Origin of the sequence: Pedobacter sp. UBA5917 (assembly GCF_002432345.1) — a bacterium.
In the GTDB taxonomy this organism is placed as follows: Bacteria; Bacteroidota; Bacteroidia; order Sphingobacteriales; family Sphingobacteriaceae; genus Pedobacter.
The window spans coordinates 1-14,195 of the sequence record NZ_DJDT01000358.1 but is presented as its reverse complement, the minus strand read 5'-3'; the positions used below and the strand labels follow the sequence as shown (position 1 = coordinate 14,195).

The window sequence follows — 14,195 nt, the reverse complement described above, 5'->3', positions numbered from 1 at the left end:
TAGATCTCTCCCTGCCCGAAGCAGGCGGGCGCTCCGCGATACTCCGATCGAGATGACGGCCATTTTATTTTACTTGTCATCCTGAGCTTGTCGAAGGATCTACATTTCGCTTCGCTTCATCCGATAGCTGTCGGATCGAGATGACGGAGTTCACTTAACCGCAGCCACCTTTTTCTTCTTCTTACCTCTTCCTAAATAAATCAATAAGCCGGTAATTGGCAACGACGCTGTTAATAATGCCACAATAAACATCAGCAATTTGGTCGGCCAGCCAAAAATACTGCCCGTATGTATGGGTTTGTTCATTTTACGGAGCTGATTACCCAAACTTAAACCGGAAAACGGACGTTTTTCGATCAATTCGCCATTTCGATTGTTAAAATAAACCTGATCTACTGTATTTACCCTGGCTTCGCCGTTTTCTTTGGAAACCAGCACCGGTTTATCTTTTTTATCGGGAAAATTGATGGTTAAATCACCCTTATGTGCGTAAATGGTGTTGGTAGCCGACACCATTTTTTCATAAAGTCCTGCTTCTTTTTTCCCTTTTACCTCAGGTTGTTTCACTACTTCAGGTTTTGAAACTTTTCCATCGGTAAGTTTAAACATCAGGTTTTCTACCCAGTCGTAGCTCCATATCAATCCCGTTAAAGTAATCAGGAAGAGGAAAATCATGACGTAAAAACCACCTACGGCATGAAGATCCCAGTTGGTTCTTTTAAAGGATGCGTTCTGCTTTACCACTAAACGCTGTTTTAATACTTTTCTGCTTTTAGGCCACCAGAGGTAAAGCCCGCTGATTGTCATGAAAAAAGTAATGGCACAGGAAATACCTGTTATAGCTTTTCCAACAGTTCCTGCCAGTAAAAAACGGTGAAGATTAAGTACAACGGTAAAAAAACGTTTATTTTCTTTGCCTTTTGAGAGGATTTCGCCCGAATAAGGATTGAGGTACACATAATCGTAACCAAGTTTTTTGGTTCCAAAGGTCGCTTTTACACTTCTATCAGGTTTGGAAGAAAGCATCACCCTGAAAATTTTCTTTTTGGGATAATTGGTTTTGGCAACCGCAACCAGCGAATCGATAGACAAACGTTCTGTTTTTGGTGTTACCTGTTGTTCTTTCGAAAATAACATTGGTGTAAGTTCATCTTCAAAAGATAGGATGCAGCCTGTTAAAGCAACCACAATGAGTACACTTCCGGCCAATAATCCAAGCCAAAGGTGTAAGAAAGAAATTATTTTACCAGGGAGAGATTTCGACGCGTTTTTTTTAGCTGCAGTTTTGTTGTTTGTGCCTAAGCTCATGAAATGTTTGTTGGCTATCTGTTTGGGATAGAATTATAGCAGCAAAAGTAAGTTAATTTAGAATAAATTAAAATAAGAATTTATCCAGAATTGACTGTGTTATACTATTATTACAAACAACAAAATTAATCAAAGTAAGAGTGTCGATTTATGATTGCTTCGCTACCACATTTCTCATCAGGGTTTTAAACCTGTCTGAATTTTGCTGTACTACCGTAATGGTAACATGTCCGGTTTTACTGGTATTGATATCTCGGATTGTGCCCGATTTGCCTTTATGCGTTCCGGCGATAACCAGGCATTGATCGCCATCTTTTAGTGCGGTTGTTTTATTATCCATTGTTAAAATATTGCTGATCTGGTTTTGTTAATGTTATTTCGATTTACTTTATAAAAATAATATTACTAAGTGTATACCATACACAAAACTTAGTATATTTAACTGAAACAAATGTATAATATGGATACTAATATTGTTACTTTAAATCTCATCAATTATATCGGAGATTACGACTATTTCGATGCCCTTACCGATATCAACAGCGATAAACATCCTAAATCCTTTACCAAATTAAGCGAAATCAGGGAAAGGAATAAACGCCATATTACCGAGCTTTTTCCGAATGTGAAATTCCGCGATAATAAAAACCAGTTGCTTGCAGTGGCCCATTTTAAGAACGACGTTAAAGCCAAGGTAGAAACCTTATCCAAAAAAGAAGTAGAAGATTACCTCGAAACGTTTAAAAAAGACGCGAAGAAGATTGAGAGACTTTATCGGAAGGTGAAGAAATAAGCTTTGGTTTATTGGTTCATTGGTTCATTGGTCATTTGTTCATTGGTACTGCAATTGGTTAACTGGTTAATTGTTTAATCGGTTAACTGTATCCAAAGTTTCCGAGTAGCCGTCATCCTGAATTTATTTCAGGATCTATAATATAACTCCATCATACCCCCGACTAGGCCCAGGATGACAAGTAGACAGAAAGATATTTAACAGAAAATATTTTTATAATTGACTCCTCGTGCGCTCACCATTGATTATAAACCTATGTTCAGGATGTATGTTGCAGTGAGACCCTGAAATAAATTCAGGGTGACGTATCGAGAAAGTTTACTAGAATTATATGCTGAACGAACCTAACTTTGACAATCTTATAGGCACATTGCCAAAAGATTGTCAAAGTAATTCATGGTAACGTTTAGTAAAAAACGCCAACCGCCATACATCCATTGCTTGTACCCATGGAAACTTTTAAAACGGTCGCTGCTGATCATTGGTGATTTAACTGATGTCTTCCATCATCCATTTTACATTTTCCATCCCTCTTACTCGTGCAAAACCAATATCGCTTTTACCGTTTTGTTCATTACCTGGTTAACTGTACTGCTGGTAAACAGGCGGTAAATAATATTATGATGGTGTTTAACCAGACAGAGGATATCGGTATGGTTGCTTTTGATAAAATCGATAATGCCGTTGGGTGCGCTGCTATCATGAATGTAATTAAAGTCTATTTCAGTATCCGGTAGCAGGTCTCTGATTCTTTTTTCGCCGGTTTGGATGTGTAGCTCGTCCGATTTTTCGGCAACATAAAGTACCTGCATTTTTCTCGTTCCGGAAGCTTTTAAAAGCTCGCTAAGTGCTGCAACATCTTTGGGCGAAAGTACCGTTTCGTAATCGGTAGCGAGGGTAATGATCGGGAAATTGGTAAAACTGCTTTCCAAAGGAACAATAAGTGTAGGTATCCTCATTTTGGTAACGGCCATACTTGCATTGCTGCCCACAATGCCGCTGATACCTGTGGCGCCTGTAATACCCATTACCAGCAGTTCTACAGGGTTTGTTTCGGTATGTTTGGTAATTACTGCTTTTAAAAAACCTACATCACACAGGGTTTGGAGCTTTACATCGGTAAGGTTATCTTTCTGACTGATATTTTCTGCCCATTCTTTTAAGGCAGCCCTTTTATTTGCGTAGTACGATTCGATAAAAATGGCGTTATAAGTGCTGTTGTTTATCCCTTCGGTAGGATGGATAGCATGGATGGCCACAACCTCCATACCCAGCGTTTTTGCCATAGCCAATGCATAAGAAAGGGCATTCCCTGCACTTTTCGAAAAATCCGTTGCTACAAGTATCTGTTTCATTTTTTGTAGAGATAATTAATATTGAAACTGTTAAATAAACAGGTGAAAGAGCATAAACAATAACATGGCCAATATAATGGATACCGGTAAAGTAAGTACCCAGGCCAAACCGATATTTTTAAGCGTGTTGTTATTCAGGTTTTTTCTTCCGCCCGAGGCCACCATTGCACCTGCAATACCGCTCGATAATACATGTGTGGTACTCACCGGTAAACCGAAGGCCGTACTCAACCCGATGGTAGAGGCGGCTACGATTTCGGAAGTGGCACCCTGGGCATAGTTTAAATGCTCATTCCCGATTTTTTCGCCTATAGTAACGGCGATGCGTTTCCAGCCGATCATGGTACCCAAACCCAGCGAAATGGAAATTAAAAGGATTACCCAGAGCGGTGCAAATTCTACAAGTTTTGAGAGTTCAGATGCATTATCGGCCAGAATTTGATTATCCGCTGCGTTAATCACCAATGTCTTATCTTCCTTTACCGCTTTTACAGAAGTTACTACCTCTTCAATCTGTTTACGGAAAATATAAGTATTTTTTTTGTCGGTTTCATTTTTAAGCAGCAGATGATATTTAGCTTTATCTATTGTATTGATCAGTTTGGTAATATCAAGTTGTTTACCATGATTAAGCGTAGCTGTTTTTTGGAGCACCTGCTCGGTCTGGTTAAGCTGAAGCAACACTTTGTCGTTAGAAATATGGTGGTTTACTGCAAATTTAGCAGGAAGGAATGCAACAAGGATCAGCATTAATAAACCCACACCTTTTTGTCCGTCGTTACTGCCGTGGAAAAAGCTTACCAAAGTACAGGTGGTAATCAGCAAACCTCTGATCAATAAAGGCGGACGATCGTTTTCGCCTGTGGGAATATGGAAAAGGGCATGGTATTTAATTACATGTTTTAAAAAATACATCAGCAGTATGGCTATTCCAAAACCTATAATGGGCGATAAAATTAAGGATAAACCAATTTCTTCGGCCTTGCCCCAGTTTACACCTTTACCACCGTAATACCAGGTAAAAGCTAAGCCGGCCCCGATCATGGCGCCGATCATGGTGTGTGAGCTCGAGCAGGGGATGCCCAGGTACCAGGTACCGAGGTTCCAGGCAATAGAAGCCAGCAATACCGCCAGAACCATTGCGGCGCCAACGCCAACAGGAAGGCTCATGAGTGCATCAAGGGGAACAAGTTTTAAAATACCCATTGCTACAGCAATCCCGCCGGTAAATACACCCATGAAATTCCAAAAACCCGACCATGGAATGGCAATTATGGGTTTTAGTGCCTTGGTATAAATTACGGTGGCAACTGCGTTGGCCGTATCATGAAAGCCATTCACAAATTCAAATCCAACTACGGCGAGCAGGCAGACAATAAAAACAATGGCCAATGGAGTACTTAAATCGGTGTTTCCTAAAAAGGGTATAATGGTACAAAAAGACGGCATAAAATCAGTTTGGATATTGATGGTGCAGATCACGTATCTGCGCTTTCAAATAACTGAATAACTAACTGATTTAAATCGTTTTGAATGTTAAATGATTGTTATCAATACGTTAAAGTGCATGGTTGTTTTTTTAACATCATTTACCTAAAACAGTATTTTTAAACGATTATCGTTTTTTATTTTAAGGTTTAGATGGCTTAAAGAAAATAATAATGTGTTGTAAAATGAAATTGCTCTTTTAAAAGCAAAACTTCATTTTTTGTTCATCTTCCCATGCTAGTTTTGTGGTATAAATATCATAGATATTGGTTATTATTTGGTTAGTTAATAAGCCTTGATGGATGTTGTGGCTTGTTTCGATAAACGGGATAAATAGGCGCCTTGCCAGTTTATCCCGTTTTTAATTTTGGGCTGGTTTTATTCGATATCCCATATCCCGGCAGCACGCTCCAGTTCTACCAGGGCTTTTGCATAATTGGATTGCGATTGATAAAAGGCCTGTTGCGTATCGTTATAAGTGCGTTGCGCATTGAGTACCTCGAGCAAAGAAGTTTCACCCCGTTTGTAACTGTAGATTTTGGCATCAAGTATCTTTTTTCCTTCGCTTAGCAAACCGTTTTGGTATTGTTTTACCTGTTTCTGTGCGGCAAAATAATTGAAATAGGCCTGCGAAACTTCCGATCTGATCTGCTGTAATATACCCTCATGTTTCAGCTCTGCCTGCCGGATGGTGAAATGCGCAGCTTTAAGGTCGCCTTTATACCGGTTCGAAAACTTTAATGGAAAGCTGATGCCAACGTTAACGGTTTTATGATAGGGGGTGGGCGCCTCTTCATTGGCCGAAACACCGTTAAACTGGAGTCCGGCATTTACCCCAAGGTCGGTTATCCGGTTTGCCTTAACCAACGCCAGGTTTTTATCGGCCATGGTTTTGGTGTTTAAAGCGGCAATGGCATCGGCCCGGTTATTTTGTGCTTCATCTATAAGCTGCTGAAAGTTTAATGAACGGTCCAGGTTTTCAAATTTTCCCGCAGGGCTGATGAGTGTATCCGGATTTTTCTTTCCTGCAAAGGTACTCATTATAAGCCTTGCGTTTTTCCAGTCGGCTTCGTTTTGAAAAAGTCCGTTTTGCAGGTTGTTGGCTTCTAAGCGCGATTGTCGGGCATCGGTTTCGGAAATTGAACCGAGTTTAAAACGTACCGAATCGGCATCGGCAATGTGTTTCATGGTTTGGTACGATTGTAACTGCAGTTGCAATAAATAATCCTGTTGGATGGCATCATAATAAGCTGAAGCCGCGTCGGCCCTTAAATTACGGAGATAATCGAGCAAAAGTGCTTTGTTTAATTCCGTTTCGCTTTTGGCAAGTGCAATTCTCGCCGCTCTTTTGCCCCCGAGTTCTAAAGTGGTTGATAAGCCAAAAGTAATCCCCTGACCTAATTTTAATTTGGCCTGTTGATTATCGAACACACCAGCAGAAAATTCGGGGTCGGGAAAAACCTTTGCACTTTCGATACCGGCTTCTGCTATGTTTACCTCAAATTTTTGTGCAGCATAGCCGATATTTTCGCGACCAACGAGGTTGAGGTATTGTTTAATGGACATTTTCGGCTGATTGAAGCTGTTATTTGTTTGTGCTTTTGCCTGTATCAAACTGAACAGGCAAAAGCATGATAAAATATATTGAAATTTCATGATTATGGATTTGGGGATGGATTAAAATCGTTCTTGCCCCATTTGTTTTCTGATAAATAATAAAGTGCTGGCAGAACGAATAAAGTAATGGCTGTTGCGGCAAATAAACCGTATACAATTACCGTTGCCAATGGTCGCTGCACATCCGACCCGATGCCTGTGGCCAAAGATGCCGGCAGAAGCCCCAGTGCGGCAACTGTGGCAGTCATTAATACCGGTCGGAAACGGTGCCTTGCCCCACGGATTACGGCCTGGAGTAAATCGTAACCTTCTTTACGCAAATCGTTGATGTGCGAAATAAGAATAACGCCATTTTGTATGGCAACGCCAAACAGTGCAATAAAACCGACTGCCGAAGACACATTTAAGGTCATTCCCCTTAAATTAAGGGCCAGCATGCCACCAAAAAGGGCAAGGGGAACAATGCCCAAAATTAAACCCGCCTGTCTGAATTTCCCAAAAGCACCATACAACAGCAGAAACATAATGGCCAATGCCAGAGGTACCACCACAGCCAGTTTTGCATAAGCACGGTTCTGGTTTTCGAACTGACCGCCCCATTCAATTTTATATTTCTCGGTATCGTATTTCACTTCATGGTTAATTTTCGACTGTGCTTCTTTAAGGAAAGAACCAAGATCAACCCCTCTTAAATTTAGCCTTACAGTAAGTTGCCTGCGGTTCATTTCCCTCGAAATGGAACTTTCTCCCAGATCGGTTTTAACCTCAGCAACCTGCGATAGCGGAATTAATGCACCTGTTGAAGCATGTAACATCAGGTTGGCAATTTTATCAGGTGTATCCCTGCTTTCTTCTTTGTAACGGCAGATGACATCATAAACCCGGTCGCCGGCAAATACCTGCGATACGGCTTTTCCGCCAATGGCCACCTCTACCAGTTCGGCTACATCGTTCATGTTCAGTCCGTATCTCGCTACCGCATCGCGGTTTACCCTGATCTGCAACTGAGGTAGTGGCGGCTCCTGATCAATGGCAATATCTACAGCGCCCTTAACCTGGTGCAGGGTATTTACCACCTGTTCGGTAATGCGCCTGGTTTCTTTAAAATCGTTACCAAAAACCTTTACCACCAACTCGCTGTGGGCACCGGCTATTTTATCCATTACCCCATCAATCATGGGTTGGGTAAAAGCTACGGAGTAACCGGGCATGGCAGCGTATTCTTTTGAAAGTTCGGCTATCAGATCGGCCTTACTGTAACCGCTTTTCCATTCGGCATAAGGTTTTAATCCCACTGAAACTTCAAAGTGCGAAGGCGTAAAATAATCGGTTCCGTCATCATTACGCCCCGCCTGAACGTTTACATAGGTAATTTCGGGATGTTTTAGCGTAGCGGCCCTTAACGCATTACTCATTTCTTTTGATTTTTCGAGCGTAACACCTGGCGGGAGCGATACCTGCAGCCAGATGGAACCTTCATCAAGCGGAGGAAGAAAGTCTTTACCTACGGTAATACTGAGTGTAATTGCTGCTACCAAAACAAGCACCAATGGCAGCAATACTTTTTTGGGTTTTTGGAGTATGTTAACCATCCGCCGTTCGTACCATGCTGAAAGATTTTCGAGCCATTTATTGTGGTAAATTTTGCCTGGTTTTTTATAAATGGCATAAGCCAGCCCAGGGATTAACAACAACGCAACAGCCAATGCACCCAATAATGCATAACCTACGGTAAACGCCATTGGGGTAAACAGTTTTTTCTCTACTCTTTCGAATGAAAAAAGCGGAAGGTAAGCGGTAATGATGATAATGGTTGAAAACAAAATGGGTTTGGCAACTGCCAGTGCCTTTTTCCCTATCGATAATTCTTCCAATGGTTCGTCAGGTGCGGATTCTCTCTTTTTTAAGATGGTTTCGAGCATCACGATGGCGCCATCTACTATAATTCCGAAATCTATGGCTCCTAATGAAAGAAGATTTGCCGGTATTTTGGTAAAATGCATCAAAATAAAAGCAATTAACAATGATATCGGTACTGTTATCGCAACGATTAACGCACCCCGCCAACTACCAAGGAAGATAATGAGGACTACAATAACCAATGCCATGCCTTCTAAGAGGGTATGCGAAACGGTATCGAGCGTGGTATTTACCAGGTTTGTACGGTCGAGGTATGGCCGTATGCTTACGCCTTTGGGCAGGATGTTTTTATTCAGTTCTGCCACTGCCTGGTGTATTCCGGCCAGTACAACCGATGGATTTTGTCCTTTAAGCATCACTACGATACCTTCGATGCCATCATCGTAATTTACCTTACGATCGGTATAACCCAATACACCTTTGCGCTCGAGTGTACCATATTTCAGTTCACCCAGGTCTTTTATCAGCATGGGTACACCTTTAACCGATTTAACCACCACATCGCCCAAGGCAGGTAAATCTTTTACCAAACCGATTCCCCTGATAACATAACCCTGTTCGCCACGGTTTAAAATACTACCACCAGCATTGGTATTGTTACTGCCGATGGCTGTTTGTACATCTGCCAGCGAAACCTGATACTGGGTAAGTTTAGAGGGATCAACCTCTACCTGATATTGAGTGGTAATACCACCGAAATTGGTTACATCGGCCACACCCTGAACCTGCTTTATTTTAGGAATGATCGTCCAGTTTTGCAGATCGGTAAGCGCTCTCAGGTTGTGGTTTTTACTCTCGATAATGTAGCGGTAAACTTCGCCTGTCGGCGAGGTAAGGGGATCTAAACCCGGAACAGCCCCGAACGGAAGGCTTACATCGCCAAGTCTTTCCTGTATGCGTTGCCTGGCCCAGTAATCGTCTATACCATCATCAAAAACCATGGTAATTAACGATAGGCCGAATAAACTTCTGCTACGCATCACGTGCATACCCGGCAGTCCGTTTAACGCCCTTTCGATGGGGATAGAAATCTGTTGTTCTACTTCTTCTGCCGCTAAACCTGGTACCTGGGTAACCACCTGCGAGGTTACATCAGCAATATCGGGGTAAGCCTCAATAGATAGCTGTTTCCACGAATAATAGCCAAATGCAGCGAGCAGCGTAAACAATGCAACAAAAAGCCAGCGCTTTTTAATCGCGGTAAAAATAAGTTGTTTCATAAATGTTTTTGATTTGAGGCGTAATTATTTGGCCTGTAGCAGGTAAAAGCCACCTTCTGTTACTATTTTTTCGCCTTTTTTAAGCCCCGATTTAATGATTACCCCATCGTTTGCACTGTCGCCGGTTTCAACCTTTCTCTTTACATATTTACCATTGGCATCAACAACAAATACAAAACTGGCCCCGTTCATCTGCAATAGTGCTTTGGTTGGGATGGTAATTGTGGCACCCGGTACCGCAATAAAATTTACATTAACATACATGCCCGGTTTTAACAGCAGGTGTTCATTTTCACATTCGATAAAAACCTCGATGCTGCGGGTTTCTTCATCAACGATGGGTGCAATGCGGTATATTTTTGCCTTTAATTTTTTGTCGGGTATTGCTGCGATTTCAATTTCACAGGTGCTGTTTTCGTGGATATATTGGATGTCTTTTTCTTTCACCTGCCCAACAACCCACACTTTCGAAAGGTTGGCTACAGTGGCAACGCTTGCGGCATCGTCTTTAATAAACTGTCCTAATACCACTTTATTTTCAATTACTTCGCCGTTAATGGGTGCATATACGGTTAAAGGCTGACCTAACGATAGTTTTTCGGGATTGGCTTTGAACAGTTTAATGCCGATCAACGCGTTTTCATACTCCTTTTTCTCTATATCAAAAGTAGTCTGTGCTTCCTCCAGTTCTTTTTGTATACCCACGCCATGTGCCATTAAATCATTCTGACGTTTTAAAGCGCGCTCAGCCTGCTGAAGCTGCGATTTTTCCTGAAAAAACACTTTTTGTGCGGTAATAAAATCGGGCGAACTGATTTCGAACAAAGGCGTGGTGGGTGTGGTTTTCATCCCCAATTTTAAAAACGACCGGGTTACGCGGCCCTGAAAGGGTGGGGCAATTTCTGCATATTGTGTAGGGATGGCTTTTACTATTCCGGCAGTGGCTACCTGCCGACTGTAAGAAATTGTATCTACCAGGCTTTCTTTCAGTTTTGCCTTTAAAGGATCCTGATCGGGAATGGTAATTGAATCTCCATTCACTGTAATACCAATGGGTAACTGTTTTGGAGTCTGCTGTTTACAGGCACCGAGGGTAACCATCATCGCGATTAATAAGAATATTGTAGGGATCGGGTTATTTTTTAGTTTCATATGGATTGCTTTGTTTTATTGAATTTTTATTGCGGTGAAAATGGATTTCGAACCAGGCCACCAGCACAACCATCACGATCATGTAGAGGATGGCCAAAAGCCATAACTTATTGGAGCGGGTTAAAGCCATTGGTTGAATTTTTTGATGTACATGTTTTTGATCAATTGGGTAAGCATGCAATAACTGGCCAGGATGCAGATTAACCATGGGAAATAAGCAATAGGCAAGGGCTGCATTTTTAGTGCGGTTGCAAAAGGCGAAAAAGGAACAAATATTCCGATGAACATAATCAGCGATGTAAGTGCCACTACCGGTGTAGTTGCCCAGCTTTGGATAAAAGGAATCTTTTTTGTCCTGATCATGTGCACAATAAGTGTTTGCGACAATAAACCTTCTATAAACCAGCCGCTTTGGAATAGTTGCTGGTGTTCGGGACTGTTGGCTTTAAATACAAAGAACATGACGGCGAACATGGCGTAATCGAAAATTGAACTGATTGGCCCGATGTACAGCATAAACCTCATGATGCCCGACGCATCCCATTTTTTTGGTTCTTTGATAAAATCCTCATCCATTTTATCCCATGGGATTGAAATCTGCGATACATCGTACAATAAATTCTGGATCAGGATCTGAACAGGGAGCATAGGTAAAAAGGGCAGAAGCGCACTTGCACCCAGCATGCTGAACATGTTGCCAAAATTGCTGCTGGCGGTCATTTTGATGTACTTAATGATGTTGCCAAAAGTCCTTCGGCCATAAATTACCCCTTTGCGCAAAACCATCAGGTCTTTTTCGAGCAGGATGATATCGGCACTTTCTTTTGCGATGTCAACAGCAGTATCTACACTGATTCCTACGTCGGCATCTCTTAAAGCCACAGCATCATTAATCCCATCACCCATAAAACCTACGGTATGGCCTTTTGCCTGAAGCAGCTTAACCACCCTCGATTTTTGAACCGGACTGAGTTTAGCAAGGATTGAAACTTCATCGAGTTGGTTCTGGAGATCCTGATCGTCCATTTTTTCTATTTCAGTGCCCAATAATATCCGGCTGAAAGGAATGCCTACATCTTTGCAGATTTTTTTGGTTACAATTTCATTGTCTCCGGTAAGTACCTTGATGTTGATACCCAGGTTTTGCAGTGCCTCGATAGCCGTTTTTGCTGAAGGTTTGGCAGGATCAAGAAAGCCGATAAAACCGGTAAGGATCATCTGGTTTTCATCTTCTACACTATAATTTAAAGCCCTGTCGTCGAATTCGCGGATGGCAACCAGCAAAACCCTTAATCCTTCTGCATTTAATTTTTTTGAGGTATTGAGGATCATTTCACGCATGGTTTTACTCATGGGCATCACTTTGTCTGATTCGATGTGGAGCTGTTTGTCGGTACCGGGATCGAAAGCATAACTGCAGAGATCGAGCATTTCTTCCACAGCACCTTTGCAAATGAGCAGGTGTTTGCTATTGCGTTGTTTTAAAACGACCGACATCCTGCGTCGTTGAAAATCAAAAGGGATTTCATCCACCTTTAAAAAAGATTCTTCTACTTTCAGGTAATCATGCAGTTCTACATGTTCGAGCACAGCAACATCCAACAGGTTTTTTAAGCCGGTTTGATGGAAACTATTCAGGTAGGCCCATTTTAAAACCTCTTCATCATCATCGCCAAAAATATTCAGGTGCCTTTCGAGCACAATTTTATCCATGGTTAGGGTTCCGGTTTTATCTGTACAGAGCACATCCATGGCGCCGATATTCTGGATGGCGTTGAGGCGTTTAATAATCACCTTGTGTTTGCTCATGTTTACCGCACCTTTTGCCAGGTTAGCGGTTACAATCATGGGCAGCATTTCTGGAGTTAAACCTACCGCCACTGCAATTGCAAAAAGCAGTGCATCCCACCAGTTTCCTTTAATCAATCCGTTGATCAGGAAGATAAGTGGTACCATGATCACCATAAAGCGGATAAGCAGGTAACTTACTTTGTTAACGCCTTTATCGAAATTGGTTTCGGCACGTTTACCCACAATTTCTTTACTTAATGAGCCAAAATAGGTTTGGTTGCCGGTATTTACCACCACGGCCGTAGCGTAACCGCTTACTACATTGGTGCCCATAAAACAGATGTTATCAAGTTCGAACAAAGGCTTTTTCTCTGCATTGCGGATTACAAGACTCCGTTTTTCGACAGGTAATGCTTCTCCGGTAAGCATAGATTGACTTACGAAGAGGTCTTTCGACTGTACAATGCGACAGTCGGCGGGGATCATATCTCCTGCAGAAAGGATGATGATATCACCGGGAACCAGTTTTTTAATGTCGACTTCTTTTTTGCCCACCAGTTTTCTTAAAACCGTTGCGGTAGTTTTAACCATGCTCTTTAACTGTTCTGCAGCGCGGTTGCTGCGGTACTCCTGAAAAAAACGGAGCAGTGAGCTGGCCAAAACCATAATGCCCACCATGGTAACGGTTTTATAATCCGCTTTACCGGGTTCGGCCAACCAAACATCAAGGATAAAAGAGATGATGGCAATGATGAGCAGTATGCCGATAAAGGGATTGATAAAGGCCTGAAAGAGCTGACTGATCCATGCAGGTGCTTTTTCGTGATGCACTTCATTTAAGCCAAAGCGGCTTAACCTTTCTTTAGATTGTACGGCCGTAAGTCCTTCTTCAGTGCTATCGAGCACGGCGAAATAGAAATTATGGTCGGCCCTTGAAATGTTCTGTAACTTGGTGCTTGCGGCTTCCTGGTTGTTGTTCGACCAAATTTTTCTGTGCTCTGGAAGTATTCTTTTGATTTTTTTTGCAACTGTCATTTGTGTATGTATTAAGAATGGGAATTCGATTATTTAGAGATCGTTTTCGTCGCCGGCCTTGTTCCAGCTGATTTCGGATACCTGTTGTTCGATGGTTAGCCGACCGGCAATTTTTTCCATCAGTGCATCTTCATTGCTATTGGCGAATATTTCGGCGGTAATAATGGCGATAGAAGGATCGCCATCGTCGGTGCTTTTTAACGACCGTAACAATAACTTACTGTCGTTGCCGGTAAATTGTAGTAAAAGCACGCGCAGGTGGTTTTCAACATCCTGTCGGCATTTGATAATGATCACATAGGGCACCGGAACGTGTGCGTTTTTAAGTGGCAGCCGACTTAATTTTACGCCTACAGGGCGCATCAGTATATGCGTGAGGATAATAAAAGTGGTGAAAACAGCTGCTTCTGAGATCAGTCCGGTTCCGCATGATGCACCAACGGCTGCCGAGCACCATAAGGTTGCAGCAGTATTTAAACCGCGTACATTGAGGCCATCTTTCATGATTACGCCGGC

The 14,195-nt window shown here is 42.1% G+C and carries 11 protein-coding genes; 1 reads left to right on the top strand and 10 read right to left on the bottom strand.

The annotated features are described in order from the left end of the window. Window positions 1-150: 150 nt before the first annotated feature. Both B2V92_RS25105 and B2V92_RS25100 read right to left on the bottom strand, forming a co-directional pair. Window positions 151-1,308: a PepSY-associated TM helix domain-containing protein gene (locus B2V92_RS25105; RefSeq protein ID WP_293313274.1), complete on the bottom strand. Its 1,158-nt coding sequence runs from the start codon at window positions 1,306-1,308 to the stop codon at window positions 151-153. Window positions 1,309-1,456: 148 nt separating this feature from the next. Continuing rightward, the gene (locus tag B2V92_RS25100; protein ID WP_293313273.1) at window positions 1,457-1,648 is read right to left on the bottom strand and encodes a mitochondrial 54S ribosomal protein L40; all 192 of its coding nucleotides are present in this window, start codon (window positions 1,646-1,648) and stop codon (window positions 1,457-1,459) included. A 120-nt stretch (window positions 1,649-1,768) separates the two neighbouring features. On the opposite strand from B2V92_RS25100, the gene B2V92_RS25095 reads away from it, so the two are divergent. Beyond that, a complete protein-coding gene (locus B2V92_RS25095; protein WP_293313271.1) occupies window positions 1,769-2,101 on the top strand; it encodes a hypothetical protein in 333 nt (110 codons plus the stop codon). 533 nt (window positions 2,102-2,634) lie between these two features. On the opposite strand, the gene B2V92_RS25090 is transcribed toward B2V92_RS25095, so the two are convergent. The 8 genes from B2V92_RS25090 to B2V92_RS25055 all read right to left on the bottom strand — a co-directional run. Further along, the gene (locus B2V92_RS25090) at window positions 2,635-3,456 is read right to left on the bottom strand and encodes a universal stress protein (RefSeq protein WP_293313269.1); all 822 of its coding nucleotides are present in this window, start codon (window positions 3,454-3,456) and stop codon (window positions 2,635-2,637) included. 30 nt (window positions 3,457-3,486) lie between these two features. Beyond that, window positions 3,487-4,905 (bottom strand): inorganic phosphate transporter, encoded by a 1,419-nt coding sequence (locus B2V92_RS25085; protein WP_293313267.1) that lies wholly within the window; start codon window positions 4,903-4,905, stop codon window positions 3,487-3,489. A gap of 417 nt (window positions 4,906-5,322) precedes the next feature. Further along, window positions 5,323-6,600, bottom strand: a complete 1,278-nt coding sequence (locus tag B2V92_RS25080) for a TolC family protein (RefSeq protein ID WP_293313265.1) — start codon at window positions 6,598-6,600, stop codon at window positions 5,323-5,325. Between the two features lie 2 nt (window positions 6,601-6,602). Further along, window positions 6,603-9,701: an efflux RND transporter permease subunit gene (locus B2V92_RS25075; protein WP_293313263.1), complete on the bottom strand. Its 3,099-nt coding sequence runs from the start codon at window positions 9,699-9,701 to the stop codon at window positions 6,603-6,605. A 24-nt stretch (window positions 9,702-9,725) separates the two neighbouring features. Beyond that, window positions 9,726-10,853, bottom strand: a complete 1,128-nt coding sequence (locus tag B2V92_RS25070) for an efflux RND transporter periplasmic adaptor subunit (protein WP_293313261.1) — start codon at window positions 10,851-10,853, stop codon at window positions 9,726-9,728. Next, complete coding sequence (locus B2V92_RS25065) at window positions 10,837-10,983, bottom strand: hypothetical protein (RefSeq protein ID WP_293313259.1); 147 nt, start codon at window positions 10,981-10,983, stop codon at window positions 10,837-10,839. Before B2V92_RS25065 ends, B2V92_RS25070 begins: the two co-directional genes overlap by 17 nt. Then, window positions 10,974-13,679 carry a magnesium-translocating P-type ATPase gene (gene mgtA, locus B2V92_RS25060; protein WP_293313257.1) on the bottom strand — a complete coding sequence of 902 codons (2,706 nt, stop codon included), beginning with the start codon at window positions 13,677-13,679 and terminating at the stop codon, window positions 10,974-10,976. The genes B2V92_RS25065 and mgtA overlap by 10 nt, the downstream gene beginning before the upstream one ends. A 33-nt stretch (window positions 13,680-13,712) precedes the next feature. Next, window positions 13,713-14,195: MgtC/SapB family protein (locus tag B2V92_RS25055; RefSeq protein ID WP_293313255.1), on the bottom strand; the 483-nt coding region annotated here is incomplete at its 5' end.

Coding starts and splice junctions, on each gene's coding strand:
- B2V92_RS25070 (WP_293313261.1), bottom strand. CDS start 10,853: ATGAAACTAAAAAATAACCCGATCCCTACAATATTCTTATTAATCGCG.
- B2V92_RS25075 (WP_293313263.1), bottom strand. CDS start 9,701: ATGAAACAACTTATTTTTACCGCGATTAAAAAGCGCTGGCTTTTTGTT.
- B2V92_RS25065 (WP_293313259.1), bottom strand. CDS start 10,983: ATGGCTTTAACCCGCTCCAATAAGTTATGGCTTTTGGCCATCCTCTAC.
- B2V92_RS25100 (WP_293313273.1), bottom strand. CDS start 1,648: ATGGATAATAAAACAACCGCACTAAAAGATGGCGATCAATGCCTGGTT.
- B2V92_RS25095 (WP_293313271.1), top strand. CDS start 1,769: ATGGATACTAATATTGTTACTTTAAATCTCATCAATTATATCGGAGAT.
- B2V92_RS25090 (WP_293313269.1), bottom strand. CDS start 3,456: ATGAAACAGATACTTGTAGCAACGGATTTTTCGAAAAGTGCAGGGAAT.
- B2V92_RS25105 (WP_293313274.1), bottom strand. CDS start 1,308: ATGAGCTTAGGCACAAACAACAAAACTGCAGCTAAAAAAAACGCGTCG.
- B2V92_RS25085 (WP_293313267.1), bottom strand. CDS start 4,905: ATGCCGTCTTTTTGTACCATTATACCCTTTTTAGGAAACACCGATTTA.
- mgtA (WP_293313257.1), bottom strand. CDS start 13,679: ATGACAGTTGCAAAAAAAATCAAAAGAATACTTCCAGAGCACAGAAAA.
- B2V92_RS25080 (WP_293313265.1), bottom strand. CDS start 6,600: ATGAAATTTCAATATATTTTATCATGCTTTTGCCTGTTCAGTTTGATA.